Annotated in this window: 17 protein-coding genes and 1 pseudogene; 6 read left to right on the top strand and 12 right to left on the bottom strand. The window is 57.6% G+C overall.

The window, feature by feature from the left end:
- Positions 1 to 47: 47 nt before the first annotated feature.
- The gene (locus tag PGX04_RS05575; protein WP_273737596.1) at positions 48 to 2,651 is read right to left on the bottom strand and encodes a heavy metal translocating P-type ATPase; all 2,604 of its coding nucleotides are present in this window, start codon (positions 2,649 to 2,651) and stop codon (positions 48 to 50) included.
- 381 nt (positions 2,652 to 3,032) lie between these two features.
- Between PGX04_RS05575 and PGX04_RS05580 the strand changes: the two genes are divergently transcribed.
- Entirely contained in the window at positions 3,033 to 4,640 is a 1,608-nt protein-coding gene (locus PGX04_RS05580) for an MDR family MFS transporter (protein ID WP_273737597.1), read from the top strand.
- A gap of 81 nt (positions 4,641 to 4,721) precedes the next feature.
- Here PGX04_RS05580 and PGX04_RS05585 read toward each other — a convergent pair whose 3' ends face one another.
- Both PGX04_RS05585 and PGX04_RS05590 read right to left on the bottom strand, forming a co-directional pair.
- Complete coding sequence (locus PGX04_RS05585) at positions 4,722 to 5,174, bottom strand: cupin domain-containing protein (RefSeq protein ID WP_273737598.1); 453 nt, start codon at positions 5,172 to 5,174, stop codon at positions 4,722 to 4,724.
- 98 nt (positions 5,175 to 5,272) lie between these two features.
- Entirely contained in the window at positions 5,273 to 5,872 is a 600-nt protein-coding gene (locus tag PGX04_RS05590) for a winged helix-turn-helix transcriptional regulator (RefSeq protein WP_273737599.1), read from the bottom strand.
- Positions 5,873 to 6,278: 406 nt separating this feature from the next.
- On the opposite strand from PGX04_RS05590, the gene PGX04_RS05595 reads away from it, so the two are divergent.
- The 3 genes and pseudogenes from PGX04_RS05595 to PGX04_RS05605 all read left to right on the top strand — a co-directional run bounded on the left by PGX04_RS05595 (position 6,279) and on the right by PGX04_RS05605 (position 9,565).
- Positions 6,279 to 8,294 carry a copper-translocating P-type ATPase gene (locus PGX04_RS05595; RefSeq protein WP_273737667.1) on the top strand — a complete coding sequence of 672 codons (2,016 nt, stop codon included), beginning with the start codon at positions 6,279 to 6,281 and terminating at the stop codon, positions 8,292 to 8,294.
- Positions 8,295 to 8,464: 170 nt separating this feature from the next.
- Positions 8,465 to 8,667: pseudogene (locus PGX04_RS05600) on the top strand (ISH3 family transposase); the annotation flags it as partial.
- Positions 8,668 to 8,866: 199 nt separating this feature from the next.
- On the top strand, positions 8,867 to 9,565 hold the full coding sequence (locus PGX04_RS05605) for a plastocyanin/azurin family copper-binding protein (protein ID WP_273737600.1): 699 nt from the start codon (positions 8,867 to 8,869) through the stop codon (positions 9,563 to 9,565).
- A 134-nt stretch (positions 9,566 to 9,699) separates the two neighbouring features.
- On the opposite strand, the gene PGX04_RS05610 is transcribed toward PGX04_RS05605, so the two are convergent.
- From PGX04_RS05610 to PGX04_RS05630, 5 genes are all read right to left on the bottom strand, one after another.
- On the bottom strand, positions 9,700 to 10,713 hold the full coding sequence (locus PGX04_RS05610; protein ID WP_273737601.1) for an SDR family oxidoreductase: 1,014 nt from the start codon (positions 10,711 to 10,713) through the stop codon (positions 9,700 to 9,702).
- Between the two features lie 2 nt (positions 10,714 to 10,715).
- Positions 10,716 to 12,215: a vitamin K epoxide reductase family protein gene (locus tag PGX04_RS05615; RefSeq protein ID WP_273737602.1), complete on the bottom strand. Its 1,500-nt coding sequence runs from the start codon at positions 12,213 to 12,215 to the stop codon at positions 10,716 to 10,718.
- A complete protein-coding gene (locus tag PGX04_RS05620; protein ID WP_273737603.1) occupies positions 12,212 to 14,125 on the bottom strand; it encodes a glycoside hydrolase family 15 protein in 1,914 nt (637 codons plus the stop codon). Before PGX04_RS05620 ends, PGX04_RS05615 begins: the two co-directional genes overlap by 4 nt.
- Before the next feature lie 84 nt (positions 14,126 to 14,209).
- Entirely contained in the window at positions 14,210 to 14,575 is a 366-nt protein-coding gene (locus PGX04_RS05625) for an SPW repeat domain-containing protein (protein WP_337959448.1), read from the bottom strand.
- A gap of 81 nt (positions 14,576 to 14,656) precedes the next feature.
- Positions 14,657 to 15,013: a four-helix bundle copper-binding protein gene (locus PGX04_RS05630; protein WP_273737605.1), complete on the bottom strand. Its 357-nt coding sequence runs from the start codon at positions 15,011 to 15,013 to the stop codon at positions 14,657 to 14,659.
- A 453-nt stretch (positions 15,014 to 15,466) separates the two neighbouring features.
- On the opposite strand from PGX04_RS05630, the gene PGX04_RS05635 reads away from it, so the two are divergent.
- A complete protein-coding gene (locus PGX04_RS05635; protein WP_273737606.1) occupies positions 15,467 to 15,769 on the top strand; it encodes a hypothetical protein in 303 nt (100 codons plus the stop codon).
- Between the two features lie 6 nt (positions 15,770 to 15,775).
- The gene (locus PGX04_RS05640) at positions 15,776 to 16,357 is read left to right on the top strand and encodes an ArsR family transcriptional regulator (protein ID WP_273737607.1); all 582 of its coding nucleotides are present in this window, start codon (positions 15,776 to 15,778) and stop codon (positions 16,355 to 16,357) included.
- A 100-nt stretch (positions 16,358 to 16,457) separates the two neighbouring features.
- On the opposite strand, the gene PGX04_RS05645 is transcribed toward PGX04_RS05640, so the two are convergent.
- From PGX04_RS05645 to PGX04_RS05660, 4 genes are all read right to left on the bottom strand, one after another.
- On the bottom strand, positions 16,458 to 17,453 hold the full coding sequence (locus PGX04_RS05645) for an ion channel (RefSeq protein ID WP_273737608.1): 996 nt from the start codon (positions 17,451 to 17,453) through the stop codon (positions 16,458 to 16,460).
- 231 nt (positions 17,454 to 17,684) lie between these two features.
- Positions 17,685 to 19,955, bottom strand: coding sequence for a copper-translocating P-type ATPase (locus PGX04_RS05650; protein WP_377042272.1), 2,271 nt, complete (start codon positions 19,953 to 19,955; stop codon positions 17,685 to 17,687).
- Positions 19,956 to 20,572: 617 nt separating this feature from the next.
- Positions 20,573 to 21,406, bottom strand: a complete 834-nt coding sequence (locus PGX04_RS05655; RefSeq protein ID WP_273737610.1) for a phosphosulfolactate synthase — start codon at positions 21,404 to 21,406, stop codon at positions 20,573 to 20,575.
- A gap of 141 nt (positions 21,407 to 21,547) precedes the next feature.
- Complete coding sequence (locus tag PGX04_RS05660) at positions 21,548 to 22,900, bottom strand: MmgE/PrpD family protein (RefSeq protein ID WP_273737611.1); 1,353 nt, start codon at positions 22,898 to 22,900, stop codon at positions 21,548 to 21,550.
- Positions 22,901 to 22,935 lie beyond the last annotated feature (35 nt).

The raw sequence follows: 22,935 nt of genomic DNA on the forward strand, positions 1-22,935 counted from the left end.
CAGATACGGTATTCGGAAAATACTAAAGCGAAATCGCATTGAGGTTTTTAGCGAAGACGACCGAGTAGCTTGTAGTCGTGATCGGGCGTGTACCGGCGGAACAACAGGCTGTTCGACAGCACCGACACACTCGAGAACGCCATCGCGCCGGCGGCGAGCACGGGTTGGAGTAACCCGAGCGAAGCCAGCGGAATCATCGCTGTGTTGTACCCCAGCGCCCACACGAGGTTCTGCTTAATTTTCTCGAGCGTTGCGTCCGAGATGCGGATCGCCTTCACCACGTCCAGGGGGTCGTCGCGCATCAACGTGACGTCCGCCGCCTCGATCGCCACGTCCGTACCCGAGCCGATGGCCGTCCCGACGTACGCAACCGCGAGTGCGGGTGCGTCGTTGACCCCGTCACCGACCATCATCGCCTGCCGGCCGTCGGCCTGGATGGACTCAACCGCGTCCGACTTGTCCTCGGGCAGGACTTCTGCACGGACGTTTGTGGGGTCAATACCGACCTGTTCAGCGACGGCGCGTGCAGTACGCTCGTTGTCGCCGGTGATCATCATCACGTCGACGCCGCGCTCCTGCAACTGGCGCACGGCGTCCTTCGCACTCTCCTTGACCGTGTCGGCGTCGGCGACGACGCCCACGAGTTCACCTTCGTAAGCGACTAGCATCGCCGTCTTCCCCTCGTTCTCGAGGCGCTCCATCGTCTCCTGAGCGGGCGATGGGTCGATCCCGTTGTCACGCAGGAGCTTCCGATTGCCGACCAGCACCTCGCTGCCGCTCACGTTCGCTTTAATGCCGTGACCGGGGACGTTCTCGAAGTCGTCGGGGTTGGCCACGTCGATACCGCGAGCTTTCGCTCCATCGACAATCGCCCGGGCAAGCGGGTGTTCGCTCCCGCTCTCCGCGATCGCTGCGAGCCGAAGTACGTCGTCCTCACTAAGCCGCTCAGCAGCAGTGAGTTGCCCGCCATCAGTAGCAGGATTCCCACCCTCGGTGAGAGGCTGGCCGCCGCCGTCGAAGATAACGACGTCGGTCAGCTCCATTTCGCCTTTCGTGAGCGTCCCGGTCTTGTCAAAGACGACCGTGTTGACGTCCTTGGCACGTTCGAGGACGTCACCGCCCTTGAACAGGACGCCGTTCTGTGCACCGAGGGTCGTTCCGACCATCGTCGCAGCGGGCGTCGCCAGGCCCAGCGCACAGGGACAAGCGATCAGCACGGACGAGGCGAACACGATGATCGCGAACTCGAAGACCGAGACGCCGCCTGCGGCGACGGGGCCACCTGCGACGAGTCCCCACAGCGGGAGGGCGTCGACGAAGCCCGCGAGCACCTCGGGGAATAAGTACCAGACGACGCCCCAGATGACGGCGTTCGCGATGACTGCAGGGACGAAGTACGCAGAGATGCGGTCGGCGACGTTCTGGATGTCGGGCTGACGAGACTGTGCCTCCTTCACCGTCTGGACGATCTGCTGGAGCGCGGTGTCCTTCCCGACTTTCGTCGCCTCGACAATGAGGACACCGTTCTCGTTGATGGTCGAACCGACGACGTCGTCTCCCTCGGACTTCTCGACGGGGACTGACTCGCCGGTGACCATCGACTCGTCGACTGCCGACCGGCCGTCGACGACGACGCCGTCGGTCGGGATCTGTTCGCCTGGGCGGACCTTCATTCGGTCGCCGACATCGACGTCTTCGAGCGGGATTTCTTCCTCGTTCCCCTTTTTATCGATGATGGTGGCGGTGTCGGCCTCCATCTCAAGGAGTTTCCGGAGCGCCTCACCGGCCTGCCCCTTCGAGCGGGCCTCGAGGTAGTTACCAAGCGTGATGAACACGAGGATGAATGCCGCCGTGTCGAAGTACAGCCCACCAGCGATTAGCTCTAGCAAAACCGCCACAGAGTAGACGTATGCGGTGGTCGATCCCAGCGCGATCAGCACGTCCATGTTGGCGCGGCCGTTCTTGACGAGTGCCTTGTAGGAGTTCTTGTAGAACGGTCTACCGAGTACCAGCTGGACGGGTGTCGCTAGCGCGAACGCAACCCATCCGGACGGGAGTCCGAAGAGCTCGTCTCCGACGAGCCCGAGCGCCAGCAGGTGGTCGGCCATGAACACCAGCAGGGGCAGGGATAGTACTGCGCCGAACAGCGTTAGCCGAAGTTGCCGACGGACCTCTTCTTGGCGGGCGGCCTCTCGAGCATCGCCGCCTGAGCCATCGCCGGTCTCAGCATCCTCTCGGACAGGCGAGTAGCCAGCGTCCTCGATGGCGTCGTAGAAGCTCCCGAGAGTCGTCTCCGCCGGGTTGTACATGATCTGTGCCTCGTCGGTTGCGAAGTTGACGTCGGCGTCAACGACGCCTGGGGTCCGTTCGAGTGCATCCTGTATCGTCTCCGAGCAGTTCGCACACGACATATCGGTGATCGCAATCGTGACCGAGTCGGTCACTGGCGTGTAACCCGCGTCCTCAATCGCGTCGTAAATCTCACCGAGTGAGACAGCCTCGGGGTCATACGCTACCGATCCCTCGTCAGTGGCGAAGTTGATATTCACCTCTGAGACACCGTCAAGTGAACCGACGGCGTCGGAGATCGTTTGCGAACAGTTCGCGCAGCTCATCCCCTGAATATCGATGTGGCTTTTTCGCTGACTCATCACCTATACATACGGGCTCCTTCTTCAGTGGAGTTTCCCTTTCAGGAATTAGGAATAATTGGGGAACTACCTTAGAATACAAATATAGTATGGGAATAACCATAAATTCGATGTCTACAGGCGTCGAATGGCTTGCAATACAAAAGACTCTATACGGTGAAAACGTAGTCTGAATCGAAATCAGCATCGTCAGGTTGTATAGCCGAACCCCACCCTTATTCTTTGGATAAAAGGTTAGTACTGCTATTTGCCTAGTTCTGGTAAGCAAAAACCGCGTTAAATAGTGGTACGTATAGGTAGATGTGATGCGAAGGCAATCAACCCGAGCTCGCTTGGAGCTACCGAGCGTGACGCTCGTCGGTACGCACGAGGTGAACAGCTATGAATGAGCAATCCCGCAACGACGGCGAGGCCTCCTTTAGTGGGACGAACCGCCAGCGTATGATCATCTTCCTAGGTGTGATAGCCGGAATGCTCATGGCGGCAATGGACCAGTCCATCATCTCTCCCGCACTTCCAACGATTGTCGGGGATCTCAGTGGTGTAGGGAGCTACTCCTGGCTCATTACGGGCTATCTCATTACGGTGACCGTCACAATCGCACTCTACGGGCGACTCTCGGACATCTACGGTCGGGGACCTGTCTACAGTTTCGCCATCGTCACGTTCCTCATTGGGAGCGTTCTGAGCGGCTTCGCCGGGCAAATCCCGATACTCGATCAGTATCTGAGTGGCATGGCACAGATTACGATCTTCCGTGCAATCCAGGGAATCGGTGGCGGCGGGCTCCTCTCGATGGCAACCATCATTGTCGGCGACCTCTTCACCCCCCGTGAGCGCGGGAAGTACATCAGTTACGTAATGGTGCTCTTCGGCCTCGCCACGATGGGCGGTCCGATTCTCGGTGGGTACCTTACAGAACACTTCACGTGGCGCTGGATTTTCTTCATCAACATCCCCATCGGACTCGTTGCCCTCGGAGTGGTCCAGACTCATCTCGACCTCCCGATTCCCAGCGAAGACCACACCATCGACTATCTTGGTGCACTCCTGTTGACTGTCGCCACGGTCACCCTATTACTCATCACGACCTGGGGTGGCTCTCGCTTCGAATGGAATTCCGGTCAGATACTCGCCCTCGGGGCAGTTCTGCTCGCCAGTACTGGCCTCTTCGTCTACCAAGAGATCCGCATTGACGAGCCAATCTTCCCGGTCTCGCTCCTTGGGGACCGGACGATTGCGGGAATTGATTTCATCGGCTTTGCTGTTGTCGGCATCGGACTGCTTGGTGGGCTGACCTACCTTCCGATCTTCCTCCAGACCGTCCTTGACGTTTCCGGGACGAACGCCGGTCTCCTCCTCGTCCCACTCATCGGCGGGTTCATCGTCCTCTCCGCTGTCACCGGACAGTTAATGAGCCGGTTCGGCTATTACAAGCCATTCACTGTCGTGGGTGCGGCCCTTGCCGCTGGAGGCTACTACCTCCTCAGTACGATGGATGTCAACACCAGCCTCCTCTGGGCGAGCGTGTTTATGTTCGTGACTGGGAGTGGCCTCGGATTGACGATGCCCACACTCGAAGTGGGCGTCCAGAACGCCGTTGAGAGAGAAGATCTGGGCGTCGTGACGTCGTCGGTTATGTTCAGCCGTACGCTCGGGGAGGGGGTCGGCGTCGCAATACTCGGTGCCGTCCTCGGAAATCAACTCTCGACCCGACTCACAGGGACTAGTCTCGATGAATCAACTGCACAGCACCTCATCGAAGGCGGCGAAGAGATCACCCCATCGATGCTTAACAGCTTGTCCCCGGAGGCCGCTCAAGTCGTGACAAGCGCGCTTTCTAACAGCTTCAGCGCGGTCTTCCTGGCAGCGACAGTGATTATGGTAATTGGGTTCCTGGTCGCGCTCACGCTCCCGAATGCCGAACTTAGTGAAGATGTCCCGGTAGAAAACGAGACAGGAGGGGAAGCAACCCAATCCCTTGACTGATCTCACAAAGAACCACTTGAGTCGAAGTTCCGCTCGTAGTCCGAGGTTTCAGTGCGCTTGCTCTCGCCTCTGCGGCGTATCCTACTGTTCGGGATCGTTTCCGCAGTCCGGACACGAAAGCGAGACACCGTCGTCACCAACTTCGGCGACGTGATAGTCCGCGCCACATTCCTGACACGGCACGGCAACGCGAGTCTCACCAGCGTCCTGTGGAGCGCCGAGTGCAATCGCGCGAACCCGCTGCTCTCCTTCGTTTTTCCCTGACTGGTACTCTCCCGGTTCGAATCTAACTATTTCGCCGCTTTCAACGGCGGTTTCGTCGTCTTTTGTACGGAACGTCGCAGTCCCCTCGACGACGTAGAAGACCTCTTCTTGATTCATATGCGTGTGCAACCCGCCGGAAAACTCGTCGCCCGGTTCAAGTTCGAAGTAGTTCAGGGCCAGATTATTGAGGTTCAGCGGTTCCGTCGCGTGTTTCGTTACGTCGGCGTTCATCGGATTGTTCTCTAGGTCATCGAGCGTAACCTTCTGCATACGTTTGCTACTCTTGACCGGTTGGTTATCCCTTTCGTCTCGTATCCTTAGACGAGGTTGTAAGGAGCGCCCTCAAAGAGGACGGGAAAGTGACTCAGTCAGGCGTTCGCGCTGAACTGATCGTACCGTGATTTGAACTGCTCCAGACAGGAGGGACAACAGAGATAGTACAAACTGCCGTCGATTTCGAGCGTCTCACCGTCCTCACTCACGTCGTTGCCACACTGGGCACAGGTGACTGCAAGGTCGGTACCACTGACTTGGGGTGTCCAGTCGGCACTCGTGAGGACAACGACCTCGTAATCAGTAATCGCCTCCCACTCCTCAGTATCGAACGTGTCTATCAAGAATGTCCGAACATCTGCATTCGGGAGACGGGACTGGAAGAATACGCGAGGATCAGAGGCCGTGAACACGTGCTCAACACCATCTGCCAGTGCAAGGGTATCCCGGATATCTTCGACCATATCGGGTTGGACTGCGAGTTCCACGAGAACGGGAACACCTCCACGGAGTTTTGAGCGGTCGAGATCGAGCGTGAACCGGCGGATTATTCCCATGTCTTGTAGACGACTAACGCGGTCAGACACCGACGGTGAACTGAGATCGACGGCGTCAGCGATTTCACGGTAGGGCCGGCGTGCATCTTCGGTTAGGAGCCGAAGGATTTCGAAGTCTGTCTCGTCTAAGGTGCGCATGCGGTAATTAGATCGCGTATCCAAATACCTGTTTTCCTTAATTCGGAAACTACGGGGGGATGTTTGCCTATGTCTGCTAGGCAAAGAGACCATAAAAATGGGTCCCGTATAGGTGAATGAGTGAGAGAATCCGAACCGCTGGCCAGATCACAGATGAAACTGCTCCACTAAACGGAGACACCAAATGACAAATCACGATAGCCACAATCATGACGAGAATAGGGGCGAGATGCCCTTAGGTTCGGATCAGGACCAACCTGATGGACGTTCAGCTCGGCAGAACGTAGATCACGAGGAATCACACGTTGAGCAGGAGATGTTGGAAGAGGAGGCGCAGGTATCAGAGACTGCCCACGATGGTCATGGCGATCACAGTGGAGACAACGGCCATGGCGACCACGGTGGGATGCACGAAGGCCACGAGCAGATGTTCCGGCGGCGGTTCTTCATCTCGACGCTCCTCTCGATTCCAGTCCTCCTCTACAGCGAAACCCTCCAAGAGTGGCTCGGGTTCTCGGTTCCAGCGTTCCCCGGCAGCGAATGGATTAATCCTGTCTTCGCGGTGATCGTGTTTGCCTACGGTGGGATTCCCTTCCTGCAGATGGCCGTCCCCGAGTTGCGAGACCGTTCGCCCGGAATGATGACGCTCATTTCCATGGCGATCACCGTCGCCTTCGTCTACAGTCTTGCAAGCGTCGTGTTTCCGACCCAGTCAGCGTTCTTCTGGGAACTCGTGACGCTGATCGACATCATGCTGCTGGGCCACTGGATCGAGATGCGGTCGGTCCGGCGAGCCTCCAGCGCACTCGATGAACTGGCGAAGCTGATGCCCGATACGGCCGAGCGGATCACTGAGTCTGGTGACACCGAGGAGATCCCCGTGAACCAACTCGAAGAAGGTGATCTCGTGCTCGTCCGTCCGGGGGCGAGCGTCCCAGCCGACGGCGTTGTCGAAGAGGGCGACTCCGACGTGAATGAGGCGATGATCACCGGCGAATCCAAGCCCGTCTCGAAGGAACCGGGCGACGAGGTCATCGGCGGGACGGTCAACGGGGACGGGAGCCTCCGAGTCCGTATCGACGCGACTGGCGACGAAACGACACTGGCCGGCATTATGCAGCTCGTTGATGAGGCCCAGCAGAGCAAGTCCCAGACGCAGATGCTCGCCGACCGAGCAGCGGGCTGGCTCTTCTACGTCGCCCTCGCCGCAGCAGTCGTGACCGCTATCGCCTGGACCGTCGCCGTCTCGTTCAATGCCGAAGTGATCGAGCGCGTCGTCACGGTGCTGGTCATCGCCTGTCCGCACGCACTCGGGCTGGCGATCCCGCTGGTCGTGGCTATAAACACGTCGCTGGCCGCGCGTAACGGGATGCTCATCCGGGACCGCATCGCTATGGAACAAGCACGAGAGCTCGATACGATCATCTTCGACAAGACGGGAACGCTCACCGAGGGCGAGCAGGGCGTCGTAGACATCGAGGCCGTCGAGGGTGTGACCGAAGAAGAGGCGCTGGGGTTAGCGGCGGCCGTCGAGGCCGACTCCGAGCACATGATCGCCGAGGCCATCCGTGAGGCGGCCGACGAACGCGACGTCGCCAGTCCCCGGGCGGCCGACTTCGAGGCGATCAAAGGACGGGGAGTTCGGGCACGCGTCGATGGGCAGACCGTCCACGTTGGGGGGCCGAACCTCCTTTCGACCTTGGAGAGCGAGGTTCCCGATCAACTTCGAACGTTCGCCGAACGTTCCGGCGAGAATGCACGCACCGTGGTATACCTCATCCGCGACGGCGAGCTCGTCGCGGCGTTCGCCTTGGCGGACGTGATACGGGAGAAGAGCTATCACGTCGTCGATGCGCTTCACGAACTCGGCATCGAGGTGGCGATGCTCACCGGTGACTCCGAGGACGTCGCCAATGCGGTCGCCGACGAACTCGGCATCGACACGGTGTTCGCCGAGGTCCTCCCTGAAGACAAGGACGAGAAGGTCCAGGAGCTGCAAGAGCGAGGGAATCTCGTAGCGATGGTCGGTGACGGCGTGAACGACGCGCCGGCGCTCACCCGGGCCGACATCGGTATCGCTATCGGTTCCGGGACGGACGTCGCGGTGCAATCGGCGGACATCATCCTCGTCCAGAACAACCCGACGGACGTGGTCCGCCTCGTGAAACTGAGCAAGGCGAGCTATCGGAAGATGCAGGAGAACCTCGTCTGGGCGGCTGGGTACAACGTCTTCGCCATCCCACTCGCCGCTGGAGTGTTGGCACCGATCGGAATCCTACTCTCACCGGCAGTGGGTGCGCTGTTGATGTCGCTCTCGACGGTGATTGTGGCAATCAACGCCCAGTTCCTCCGACGGGTGGATTTAGAGCTGCCCTCGCTTCCGGGCGTGTCCGCATCAGAGCGTCCTCAACCCGCCGACTAAAGTTCGAGCACCGCTTGACCATATATCGATCCACGTGTTAGTACGAACGGCGTCAATGAGGGCTAAACGTTAGTGAGAGTCAGCGATGAACTCAGGCTCTGTATTTAACAGTCGAGAGCCAAGGCGTGAGTACATGCGCGAGCGGTTAGCTGAGGCGTTTGGGGGCAGTAATCGAGTTCCCGCTCGCGGTTGCTGCTCCTATTATGCCGGAGATCGCGGAAAACATGGTGAGGTCGTACGAGGATACGTGGCGTGCGATCTGACTGATCGCACGCCCAAGCAGGCCGAACAACTCTATCGAAAGCACTCAGCCATTGAAACAAGCTACCGGGTGTTTCGCCAAGCACGAGCGATAACGACGATCCAAGGTCCATACAACGTGCAAAGCTGAGTAACTATTGAGACTCAGATTTGCAATTGACCTTCTCCCGCGCCTAAAAGTGAGATGATATATGTATTCCTAGCAAAATGGCATCTAATTAGATATCTTCCTGACGAAAGTTGGATAACTGTTGATATTATACGTCGAATAAGGAAACCAGAGGAGACGTATCGCCAATTTAGCAATCACAATGAGCGATCGGTCATCTCGGCGGCACGTACTTGAGATAGCTAGTGGTGCAATTGTAACTGGACTTGCCGGTTGTCTGACCGGAGACGACCAATCAGAGAACGATATCAACCCGGATGAGGGGGCTGCTAACTCGAGCGAGGTCCCCGACAATCAGAGCAATGAAACGAAGTCAGACTCTGGGAACGAGAACAGCCCTGATGAAACGGACAGTACGTCTGAGAGTGCAGCCGAAGTAACAATGATGACGAACGACTCTGGAACTCACTTCGAGCCCCACGTTGTCGAAATCGAACCCGGAGAGACGGTCACGTGGACGCTCAAGAGCGGTTCTCATACGACGACCGCTTATGCACCGTCGAACGACAAGCCCCAGCGGATCCCTGATGACGCTGAGGCATGGGATAGTGGGACGGTTGACGAACAAGGAATAACCTTTGAACACACGTTCGAAACCAAAGGTATCTATGATTACTACTGTCGTCCACACGAAAACACGGGAATGATCGGGAGCGTTGTCGTCGGTGATCCCAACCTTGATAATCAGCCGGGAATGTCTGAGCCACAGTCTGAACTGCCCGACGAAACTCATGAGAAGATCCGCGAGCTGAACGAGATGGTCCAAAATGGTGGCGAAAGTGAGCATGGTGGACACGCAAGTGGCGAAGATGACCACGGAGGTCACGAAGAGAACCACTAACGGTAACTGATTGATACAGGTTAGCGCTCTTTCTTTATCAACAATTTCTACAAGTTCAAAGATGTGCCACTATTTCAAGCTAATACCGTTGCCACGAAGGACTAAGGCTGTAGTATAACAATCGCTACCAGCAGTTAGTCAGAGAAGATGATACGCTGACCGAGAATTGCGCTCACGATCGCTGCTATGAGGCCAGCGAGTAGGGCAAGTGTGCGCCGATGTATTGACGCCTGCAGCTGGTAGCTCTGGTTGCGTGCCTGGTCGTCGAATGACCCGTGAGCGCCCAAGTCGCCCGCTACCGGCTCATAGAGATTGTGTTTCCGATCAGGATCGGCCTGCTCGTCGGTTAACTGGGAGTCGTAACCACCACTCGCGAGATAGTTGTCGAGCCGGCGTGGGATAAGCCGGTTGCCGAGGATTGCCTTTACTGTCGAGCGCCCGACCCATAGTTCGTCCTTGCCGCGATCGACGGTCCAAGTGATCGCTCGAGCGGCGACCTCTGGCTGATAGATCGGTGGCACCGGTTGGGGTTTCTGCGGCAGTCGGCTCTTTGACCACTCGAATTGTGGAGTATTCATCGCGGGCATCTGCACCATTGAGAGCTGCACATCACAATCATCGTGGATAAGTTCTGTTCGTACGGATTCCGTGTATCCTTGGATCGCGTGTTTCGCCCCGCAGTAGGCCGACTGGAGCGGGATACCGCGATACGCTAGCGCCGAGCCGACCTGCACGATCGTTCCCTCGTCGCGGGGCCGCATTCGGTCGAGTGCGGCCTGCGTTCCGTGGACATAGCCCAGGTACGTGACCTTGGTAACACGGCGGTAGTCCTCGGCGGTCATCTCCGCAGCTGGCGAGAAGACCGACACCATCGCATTATTCACCCAGACGTCGATCGGTCCGAACGCGTCCTCGACGGACTCAGCTGCAGCCTCAACCTGCTCGGGGTCGGCGACATCCGTCGGGACAACGATCGCTTCGCCGCCGGCTCCCTCGACCTCCTCGCGCGCACCCTCGAGTCCGTCCTCGCCCCGTGCGAGCAGGCCGATCTTCGCGCCGCGTTCGGCGAAGGCACAAGCGGTGGCTCGCCCAGCGCCGGCTGATGCACCTGTGATAACGACGACTTCTGTATCGGTTGATTCGGACATGGTTAGTTACTCAGGGGGTTCAATCGGCTAACTGATTCGAGGGTGGCGTAGCGCTCCCAGCCGCCGTAGCGGTCCACGATCGGACCGCGCGGGATGCTGAGGAACAGGACAAGCGTGCCAGCGACGGTGGCGTTGATTGCGGCGATCGTCGGGACGTCGGCGACCAACCATGGCACGGTGATAATCCACACAGCGAGTGGGATATTGAGGAATCGAATCGCACGAGCAGGTTCGGCGGTCGCGATCACGGTGAAGGAGACGACCAGCGAACCCATGAGGTGGCTGCTGTCGGCCATGAGACCCGAGGTCCCGAAGATGGTCGGCGAGAGCATGAACCAGACGCCCAGCGCCATCGCAACGAGCAACGTCCAGGGGATCGAAACACCCCAGAACGGCTCGCTAACTGGTGAGTCGCCAATCGGTCGCGTCTCGGTCTCGTCGACGCCAGACTCGTCCTCAGAGATCATTCCGCCCATCCAGAAGGCGGTCCAGAGGCTGTCTCCCTGGCGCATCAGCCGAACAAGGTATTGTCCCATCGCGACGACCTCGTCAACCGTCAGCGAGATCATCCACAACATGCCGAACGCCGACAGGAGACAAAGCGTACACCACGTCCCGACCATAATCGGCTGCATGATGACCAATAGTACCTGAACGAAGCCCAGCGGGATCACGACAATGCCGAAGAAAGTGACCATCCACGGCATGGTGCGCCACCGTCGACGGTCACCCATAAAGGCCATTAAAGCCTCGACGGAGTAGGCAACCGCACCGAGGCCCGCATCAGAGACCGGGAACGCCGCTGACACCTTCGACGTGAGGATCTGCTCGGTACCTGTGCCATACAGCGGATCCCAGGCGCTACCGATGTACCCGAGTTGGTAGGCGGCCATGTACCACGAGGCGAAGAAGCCGAATACCCCGAGTACGACGAGCGGTGCGCGTTGTGCGCCTGTCGAGGGGTTATACGACCAGCCCGGGGGAACGGCCGGCCCCTCCATCTCCGAGCGCATCACGATGAGCACCGTGAATGTAATCACCATGACGCCCACGAGCATGTTGTTGGCGTACGCCGCGGCCGTCGGCGCCCAGAACGCGATCGGCGAGAACACCAGCCACAGGCCGACGAAGCCGTTGGCATAGTTGGCATAGCCGCTCTCCCGGTAGATCGTGATACCGGCAAGCGCGATCAAGACAAGTCCGGTGAGAACGGTACCCCAGGTCATCAATGTACTCTCATAGCCCAACGTTGGCGGGCTCACGACGAGCCAGACTCCAAGCGAGATGACAGCATACTGGGGCCAGATCTCCTCCGTAGGGTGGGAGAGCATCATGTCGCCTGGACGCATCGATCCGTCACCGTTACCGTCGTTCCGTTCTCGGTCGTCTTCGTGCTTCCCACTACTATTCTCGTCGTGTAGATCTCTCTTGTTCGCTCTCGAGTGTCGCGCTCCCGGATCGGTCGGTTCTCCGTTCAAGTCGTCGCGTCTCTCGTCAGTCATTGGGTATCTGTTCTCTCGGTATCGGTCGGTTGCCGGATGATCTCCTCGCTCAAGCCCTCGTCCTCATTCCACTCGTCGCGTCCGAGCGGCGCCCGTGACCCACCGCTCGAGCCGTCCGCGTCGGCGAGATAGAGGACGCTATTGATGAGTCCAATGTGACTGTACGCCTGTGGGAAGTTGCCACGCTGTTCGCCGGTTTCGGGATCGATCGCCTCGGCAAACAACCCGAGCGGGCTGGCGTACTCAAGGACGGACTCGAAGCGATCGGTCGCTTCGTCGTTCCGCCCCGCCAGCGCGAGTGCCATGACGAGCCAGAATGAGCAGACGACGAACGGACTCGCCTCACCAGGGAGCCCGTCGTCGCCTTCGTAGCGCCGGACGAGGCCGTCGTCGGTCGCCAGGCGGTTGATCGTCGCGTCGATCGTGCCCTGGACGCGAGCGTCATCGGGGGGAAGGAAGCCCACGACCGGAATGAGCAGGTTCGCCGCGTCAAGCGTCTCGTCGCCGAACGCTTGGACGAAGCTGTCCACACGCTCGCTGTATCCGCGCTCGAGGATCGCGTCGCGAACGTCCTCGCGGCACGTCCTCCAGCGCTCGAGTGGAGCTGACACGTCGTCGCCGGCAGCCTCAGCGAGCTTAATCCCGCGATCCAGTGCTGCCCAGCACATCACTTTCGAGTAGACGTACTGTTGTGGGTCATCGCGGGGCTCCCAGATGCTGGCGCCGGGCTGGTCCCATCCCTCGCAGACGTAGTCGATGAGATCGCATATGACCGCCCAGTCGTCGGTCGTCACTGCCTCGCCGTAACGAACGCTCTCGTAGATCGCGAGGATCAATTCGCCGTAGACATCGAGCTGGCGCTGCTGGCGGGCCGCGTTGCCAACGCGAACGGGGGCCGATCCGCGATAACCCTCGAGGTGATCAAGGATGCACTCTTCGAGGTCGTCGCCGCCATGAAGCCCGTAGACCGGTGGGATTTCGGCGGGGTCGTGATCCCGGCAATGGTCGAGACAGAGCTGGAAGTACGAGCGCGCCTCGTCGAGGTGGTCCAGTTCGGCCATCGCCTGGACCGTGAAGGCCGCGTCGCGGATCCAGTTGAACCGGTAGTCCCAGTTGCGGACGCCGCCGAGGTTCTCGGGGAGCGAGGTTGTCGGCGCCGCACACACCGCGCCTGTCTCCCGGTGGATGAGGAGTTTGAGGACAAGTGACGACCGAACCGCCAGGTCGTGCCACGGGCCGCCAATAGGACAGGCCGTACCGTCGCAGTCATGGCTCCATGCCCGCCAGTAGTCAACAACGCCCTCGAAGGTCTCCCCATGTCGTGACGGTTCAAGCGGGATCGCCTCGCCGTAGCCGAGGACCAGCCAGCGCGTCTCACCGGCCTCGAGTGTCACTGTCGCGCTCGCCTCGTGGCTGTCGGTCGACGGTTCAAGCGGCATGTCGCTTGAGAGGACGGCCTGCTCGTCAGCACCGATCGCGACGACGCCGTCGGCAGCCGGTTCGACGGCGGGTACGTCCCGTGCGTAGTCGAACCGCGGCTCGAATGCGACCTCGAACTCAAGTGGGCCATTGTCACAGTCCAGCTTCCGGTAGATGGCGGGCTGCCGGTCGGCCGATCTGGTCGCCTCGGTGACCGGCATGAAGTCCGTTACTGTCGCGCTGCCGTCAGCGGTCTGGAACGTCGTCTCGAGGACGGCAGTCCGATCGCGATACCGTTGGACGGACTCGAACGACTGCGTCGGGTGGACAACGAAGCGACCGCCGCGATCGGCGTCGAGTATCGCGGCGAAGACGCTCGGCGACTCGACGTGCGGGAACGGACACCAATCGATCGAGCCGTCACGGCCGACGAGGGCGACCGTATTCCCGTCGCCGATCGCGCCGTACTCCGTGAGTTGTTTGTACTGCATGAGTGTGTGGCTTTGTGGTGTTTTAGTACTCAGATCGATCGCTCGGTTGTCTGGCAATACCTCGATTATGGACGGGTACGATCTTTATTCGGCAGTCATACGAAAAGACTCGTTGCGGCCGACAGCAGTTGCGATGTATATATTATAGCTTCCAATGCCCGCCACGACAGTTCCTGAGACGACGTCGTTCCACAGTATCGGGCTCTCAAGACCAAGGGCGAACGGTGCAACAATGAGCCAGCATCCGAGAACTGTGACAAATCCTGCGCCACGTGCGCTCACGGACTGTCGTCTGAGCGCTTTCGTGTAATTGTAGCCGGCAACGAGGGCGATCGCAGCACCGACGAGCACATCATTCCAGCGGCCGGCTGCCGGCGCATCGAGAACGAACGGTGCCACAATCAGCCAGCAGCCGAGCGCACTGTTGCCGCCGGCGGTGAGTTTCATCATCGTATTCATTCGTCGGTGCCCATATTCGGGTCGTCGAAAGCGATTGGCGCTTATATCGACGAATCGCGGTGGATTGGGGCCTCAGGCCGATGCCATGTCTCGACAGGAGTCGGCACACTCCTGTAGCACATCAGCACAGACTTGGCAATGTTCAGCATCGAATTGGTCACACTCGTCCGCACACTCTTCACAGGCATCGGCGCAAATGCCTGCGAGATCGCTACTGTACCCGGAATCACGGACCATGAACCGAGCGTGCGTAGTCGTAAGATCGGCAACGTCTCGACACAATTCAATACAGCGTGCCATCTCCTCATCGCCCATCTGGATGCATTCGTCGGCGCACCACTCACAGGCTTGGGCCGCCTCGAAGCAGTTGTCAATACACTCAGCCATTCGGTCGTTCTCGCTGACGTGGTCGATTTCGGTCAGTGCCATTGCACTCGATCCGTCGACGACAACCGACTTTGTTATCCATACCGCATGACAATCCGACTAAACAGTGAGGAGTAATACTCACACCAAGTCCCAGGGTGTGACTAATCGGTGAGGCCGTTGCAGAAATTGTTGTAGTGAGTTAAATCGGCGGTTTCTTCGGCGCATAGCTGAGCCAGTCCCCACTCCATCCCCTAATGCAGTATTAGCGTTGAATGATGAGACACCTCTTGAAAGGACTTCGACTGTGAAGTTGAACTGCCCACAAAACGTTGCCGATGTTCTGAAGAGTGCACACGAGCCTACTCTTGTGACGTTGGGAACGATACCGGGAGTCCGATCACCGACATCAGTCCCACGAGCGGGCCATTCCGTGCGCGGGGATGTTCGTACTGCCGTGCCATCGATGCAATCTCAGGCCGTAGTTTAACGATTCGGAAACCCATAGGTCATTGTATGATACCCCCTGACATTCAGCTCCTCGGTATCCCTTTTGCACTCGTCACCGGTACTGGCGCCGGGGTGTTCGCGCTCCTGTCATGGGGCATTTTCCGAGACTCACCATTCGGTTTGGCAATTGCTCTTCTCTCACTCGTGATGGTCATTTTGACGATATACCACACAATGTTGCTCATCGTTGGGCCAGATACGCTGGTCCTGCACGTGCTTCGAAGCGCAGCAAACACGATTATTGCAATATTCCTTGGCCTGCTGATACTTAGACACTACCAGATTCAACAGCGTCAGTCACTGGGGTGAGTTGTCGTGGACGGACTGACACCCTTCGCCGGATATAATCTAGCAGTCGGAATTGTGGTTGCGCTCGAGTTGTTGTATTTCCTCTGGCTTGAGGAATCAGTGACGGCGTACCGACGGTTCATGCTCCTCACGGTCGCCGGATTGGTCTTAGCCGTAATCGGCGGACCAATCACTGAACTGTTTGCGCCATCTCTCATCCATTGGGTTCACGGGATTGCTGCACTCCTGGTCATCCTCGGCTTTTATGATCCTGTATTGAACGATGTCCGAACAACAGAGTGGGCACGGGTATTACTGAACGATCCCGACCGTATACGTCAACAGGATGACTGGATGACGCCGATGGACGATAAAATCTTGGAGATGATGCACGGTACCAATCTGACACTGACACCGTCGATTGTCGCATTCAATACCGGCTTCAGTCAGAAAGAGGTGAACCGTCGCTTGATCAAATTAGCTGACCACGGGTTCGTTGAAAAGATCGAACGAGGAAAGTATCGGCTGACTCGACGTGGAGAACAATATCTTTGCGGACAGTTTGACACAGTTTCGATAACAGATGATGAAACTGGTGTTCAGAGTTAGGTGTTTTTATATTCTTCTTCGTTACGACGGGCAAGGATCCCACAATGCGGGTCTCAGCTATACTAACCCTCCAAAGATGATTCTTAGTTATAGAAATAAATCAATTTAGAGGGGGCCATTGTCGAACATCAGAATTGATAAGACCGAGCAAGAGCTGTCGATGTTCGCTCAACTCCTCAAGAGACGAGAAGAATGCATCGTCGGAGACTGTTGGCACATTTTTGTCCCGTAAGAGATCCAGATTTGGTGGTGGCGGAGTACTATCTGCAGGATCAACGAACGTTTGATTAAGCGTTCTAAGGTAATTTTGAACGCTTGTCCATGCACTCTGGATAAGAACTTCGTCGGGCTTAACTTCTTCTGAGACCCCAAATTGAAGTGTAGTTAGTAATTCATTTAGAATTGCGACACTAACTACAGCCGCCTGGTTGGTTTGCTGGCTGTAGAAATAATGGAGGATCGGATACGCCTTGTGGTTCGTTGTAAGGGTATTAAGTTGTGTTGTGATCGTGTTTAGCGGTAGGTCAAGTCCTCGGAACTCTTCTCCGTCCCAACTCGTTCGTAGAATTTCTTCGCTTTGCGTTCCAAGTCCGCTCACGGTACTGGCGAACGAACGTTTCTGTGTGACAGCATCGAGAAGCGAGAGCATATATGTTATACTTAATGTTATAAAAAGAAGGCCACTAGCTGACGAAAGGATAGTTGTCAGCTGCCAAATACCCTTTCTCGGAACGAGATCTCCCATTCCGAGCGTGAAGATTGTATATCCGGTGAAGTAGATTCGATCGGACCATGAGATCGGTCCCCGATGAAGCGTATCGATGAGAGCATTCTCGGCACTGGCAAAAATTAACGTCCAACCACTCCACAGGAGTACAATCCACATTGTGAGTCCTATGATAAGGATTAACGGCCCTGACAGGCTGAGAATACGGACATTCTGAGTCCCGATCTTCCGTAGCAGCACCCACGTCCATGCCATCAATAAGGACGTTAGTGGACCAGCGCCTTCTGCAATCCAGAGCGTTGTCCAAAGGAGATCTACTGCGACACTCACAACCAGAATAGTACCAAGAACGAGATATATGACATTCATTTTATTTCACCTCATGAGTTAGTGCTATCATGTACGGATATTGCTCGAGTATTGGGTAACATTGTGGCTTGAACACGCAACTCGAGAAATTGAGAGTATGTAGGATCTGGTCAAATGGTCGGTCAGAAAAATATCAGTTGGCACAGCAGAGAGTAGGCTGTTGCGAACCATTCAGAGGTCTTGTCCACAGTCATCAAGTACGTATAACGGCCAACAGCGAGTTCACTCTCGTCAGTCTGCCGGTTGTGGTTTTTGCGGTGCGGACACGCCTGACAGACTCGGAAGGTCGAGATCGACTCGACGAAGGAACTGGGCGTTGATCGCGACGATAACGGTACTGAGTGACATGAGCAGCGCACCGACTGCAGGAGAGAGGAGGATTCCGATCGGCGCAAGAACCCCTGCCGCAAGCGGAAGGGCGAACACGTTGTAGCCAGCAGCCCAAACGAGATTCTCCTGCATCTTCCGGTAACTCGCCTTACTCAGCTTCACGAGGCGGACGACGTCCATCGGATTGTTCTGGACGAGGATAATATCTGCCGACTGGACAGCGACGTCCGTTCCAGATCCGATGGCAATACCAATGTCGGCACGCGTCAGTGCAGGCGCATCGTTGACCCCGTCACCGACCATTGCGACGAATTTGCCCTGTTCTTGGAGTTCGGTCACCTTTTTGTCCTTGTCCTCAGGCAGCACCTCCGCGAAGACCGTGTCAATGCCGAGGTCGTCAGCGACCGCACGGGCGACATCCTCGGAGTCCCCAGTCAGCATCGCGACTTCGAGACCGAGTTCATGGAGCGCGTCAATGACCTGGTAGCTCTCTTCCCGGACGATGTCTGCAAGCGCTAACGCTGCGATGGGTTCGTCCTTGCGAACCAGATAGACCACTGTCTGTGCGTTTTCGCCGGCCTGGTCTGTGAACGTCCGCAACTCGGACGGGATGTCAGCCTCGAGGTGTGACAGGAGATTCGGACCGCCAACGTGCACCGTGTCGCCGTCGACGGACGCGCGCACACCGCGACCCTTGAGCGCCTCAAAGTCCGTGGCACTCGGCGGAGCAATCCCCTTCTCGTCGGCAGCCTCGCGAACCGCCTGTGCGACCATGTGTTCGGAGTCGCTCTCGACGGCTGCGGCCAGTGCTAGTGCGTCTTTCTCGTCGACGTCGTCAACGGTTTCGACGTCGACCACGCCTTGTTCGCCTTTTGTGAGCGTCCCTGTCTTGTCGAAAATGACTGTGTCAAGTTCTCGAGCTTGCTCCATCGCGATTCGGTCACGGATCAGCATTCCGTTCCGTGCTGCCAGCGAGGTATTGATCGCAACGACCAGCGGAATGGCAAGTCCGAGCGCATGTGGGCAGGCGATCACCAGTACGGTCACGACCCGTTCAATGACCGTCGCATTGAACGAGACGGCGACGGTCCACGCAATGGCGGTCACGACTGCGGCAGCCAACGCGATGTAAAAAAGCCAGCCCGCTGCTCTGTCAGCAAGCATCTGGGTCTGGGACTTGCTCTCCTGCGCTTCTTCAACGAGACGCATAATACCTGCTAGCGTAGTCTCCTCGCCTGTGGCACTGATCTGGACGCGAAGACTCCCGTCACCGTTGATCGTCCCGCCGATCACCTCGTCACCTGGTTCTTTCGAGACCGGTTTTGATTCACCAGTAATCATCGACTCATTTACGTCAGAATCGCCCTCCTCGACGACGCCGTCGGCGGGGATGCTCGCACCGGGACGAACTAAAACGAGATCCCCCTCTTCAAGTTCGTCTACGGGAATTTCTTCGGTATCTCCGTCCTCAGTGAGACGCTCGGCAGTGTCGGGAAGGAGTTTTGCAAGTTCATCAAGTGCACTGGAGGCCCGTCGGACCGACCGCATCTCGATCCAGTGGCCGAGCAGCATGATGTCGATGAGCGTCACCAGTTCCCAGAAGAAGGCCGACTCGGTCGGCAGGGCAACGCTCGCGAGGCTGTAGATGAATGCAACGGTAATCGCCATCGAGATGAGTGTCATCATCCCCGGTGTGCGGTCCTTGAGTTCTGGCACCGCCATCTGGAGAAACGGCACGCCACCATAAACGAAGACGATCACCGCGAAGACGGGATTGATCCACTCGCTTCCGGGAAACGCTGGCACCGAAAAGCCGAGCCACGCCTGGAGCGTTTCGCTGTAGAGTAGTACAGGAATCGAAAGCAGGGTTGAGACGAAAAAGCGCCGCCGGAACATTTGCTCGTGACCTTTGTGCATTCCGCCATTACCGCCATGACCCTCGTGATCACCACTATTGGCTCCGTGACCTATCCCGTGTTCGTACTTCTCGTCGACCTCGCGCTCGCCCTCATCTGCGTCTTCGGCTTCCTCTTCAAGCATCGACTGTTCAACGCGCGGTTCCTCTTGTTCGTCATCAGATCCCTGCCCGCCTGCGTGTTCGTCATGGTCGCTTTGACCCGAGTGATGATTAGAGGAGTCTCTGTCGCCGGGTGTCTCTCTGTGATCGTCCATAAGTTATCCTCGTTAGGGTAGAACACGACAAGGGTATATGGCTTGCTTGAGGAAGGTGATCCACTAATTGAGAATCAGAATTGGTGGTAAATTTAATTATTTTAATATAGAAATCGACTGAGTGGTCATAAATAAAGGAAGAATTACAAATATGTGATGAGGGAACTGTATAGATAAGGTAAACCACGAGATGGGGAGACGATGGTAGTGCGATAGAGACTGTGAAATTACAGTCTAGTATTTTATATAATTAGGTATTTTCCGATGAACGGCAAAAATTCGGTACCTTCAGCCAACCTCTCACAAGAAGCGATAATTACAGATGCGTCTGTAGGAGGGAAACAACCGCTGAAACGTCGTTCTACAACAGAGACAATTAACTAGACAGTGCCGCTGAACGGTTTAGATCTCGTAGTAGGAAGGTTATATAGGAACAGTAGTGATAGTACACAATCACTGAACAATAGAGATTCTCTTCATTAGAGGAGGGTACAGAATGAGTTCTATGAGACCAAGTAGTGTTCGCCGCCGCTCGTTTTAATCTTCGAAAGAAGAAAGCTCCAAGACACGGAACCGGACCTATCCAGCGGCTCAATGGCTCTCAACCTGTAGCTCAGCTACTCGCGATCGCCCTTCCAGGTGACGGTGCGACCCCAGGTGGTCGCCTTCCCCCAGAGGCCAGACCGCATGCACTCCAGTTCGACGATCTGGGAATTATCGACGAATAGGTTAATCTCGGGACCGAAGTTCTTGATATACCACTCGAACATCTCCGGTCCCGGCGCCTCAAACACGAGGTTCTCGATCCCGAGTTCATTCGCGATCTGGTAGGCGACGTCGGTTCGCCATTCAGTGACCTCCTCGGTGATACCTTCGGCTTCGACCATCAGGAGGTCCGCGCCCGCCTCGAGGTGGCGACGGCCCTCCTCGATGGCCTGCTCGGGATCCTGTTGACCCTGCTCCTCGAGGACCTCTGGATCAGTAGCGCCGCCAGCCCCGAACTGGACGTTGATCTCCGGCTTTGGGTCGATTTCGTAGTCCTCGGCGACAATCTCCGTCATCCGCACCATGTCGTCGGTTCCGATAGCGAGGAATCCACTCGATAGCTCGACGATGTCGAACCCGAGCCGTTCGGCCTCCTCGAAGTACCGCTCGACTTTGTCGTTGTCGCGAATGAGGACGTTCTCGACGAACCCGCCAGTGGAGACTTTGACGTCATACTCGTGGCAGACGTCGATCAACTCCGTGACGGCCTCCTCTGGCATCAGCGCAAACGACCCGCCACTGAACTTGTAGATGTCCACGTACTGCCCCATCGTCTCCAAGATGTCCCGTAGCTCGCGCGGCCCCATCGGGTCGTAGTACGGACCCCGGATCTCCGTGATCCCTTTCTCTCGCGGCTTCTCCTCGCGCTCGTTGTGGTGCAGGAACTCGAAGGTACGGTCGACCATAATGCGGTAGTAGATTTGGTCTCCGTGTCCTTAGTGAGTGGGTCAATGGCCAGCTCAATCAGAACTTGAGGGCCGTCACCCCCCGGAGACCTAGCGACGCGAACAGTCCGACAAGTCCTGTTCAACGAGCCGTGCGACGCCCTACGCAAGCAGGTTGACGAGATCGTCGACGGTGTGCGACTCCAGGTCCCTGATCATCGCAACGATATCGTCCCGGTCATCTTCGCCGAGTCTGGTGCCGGCCGTGTCGTTGAATTTCGACTCGACTTGACCCCAGCTCATCGGGTTCGTCGGATGGCCTTGGAAGGAATCCTTCTCGACCATGTGAGTGGTGCCATCCTCGAGTTCGACCGTCACGCGAGCGGGCATCTCCCCGGCTTCGAACCGTTCAGTGAATGCCTCGTCCTCCTCGACGGTGACGTGCCGGAGGAGGTACTGGACGTCATCACGGGTGATGCGTTCCGGCTCATACTGGGCATTGCCCATCTCGCGGTCGAGAAGCGCTGCTGCCAGCATGTATGGGAGCGAGTGGTCGGCCTGGGCCTTCGTCTCGACTGTATGGCGATCACCTTCGCCGCCACCAATGATGAGCTTCGCGCCGGCGAACGTCTCCAAATCAATGAGCTTGACGGCACTGCCATCGAGATCCTCCTCCTCCGACAGCTCGATAACGCCCTCAACGGCGGACTGGGCGTACGTTTCCGCGACGTAGCGCTTCGTCATGACATCGTGGACTCTCGTGCAGCCGGGGTCGGGGTTGACCTCGAACTCGCCGCTGATGATCTGTTTCCACCCCTTTTGCCCCTCGAAGAGGTTATTGGGGCCCTCCATACCGTCATGGGCTAACAGGGCCGCGTAGACGGCGTTACGGGCGGCATTGGCCGACGCGATTCCCTTCCACTCGTTGATGCCGCCGGTACGGGTCACACGGAGAGCATTGTGGGGAGTTCCAGCGATGCCGATGGCGTCCCTGGTCGTCTCGACGTCAAGGTCAAGCACCTTCGCGACGCCGCAGGTCGCCGAGATGACTGTGTGGGTCACGTGATCCCATCCCTTGTCTCGAACCGGTGCATTCCAGGCGAGTTCACCCTGTATCTCGTAGGCGACACCCACACCTTCTAGCAATTCCTCGCCAGAGGCGTCGACGTACTCGCCTGCGGCGATGACTGCACCGATGTTGTCGCTGGGGTGGGGCGTCTCGCCGGGCGCGAGAAAGGAGTCCATGAAGTCGAGATAGCGCGTCAATGCCGTATTGTGCATTGCGGCGCCGACTGGCGACGCGGTCTCGCCGCGCCCCCAGAGCGTGCAGCCGTCGCCCTGGTTAGCTCGCTGGACCGTCCGATGGACGACCTCCACCGGCTCCGCTCCGAGAGCGTTGATTCCGATACCGACCGAATCGAGTACCCTCTTTTTCAGTTCCTCTCGCGTGTCCGCAGAGAACTCTTCAACAGAGACATCCTGCACGAACGTGGCAAGTTCCTCGGTCGTCGTCATACGTGGAGGTACGGCCGCATGGAGGAAGTCCCCTT

The sequence above is a fragment of the Natrinema soli genome (assembly GCF_028618695.1).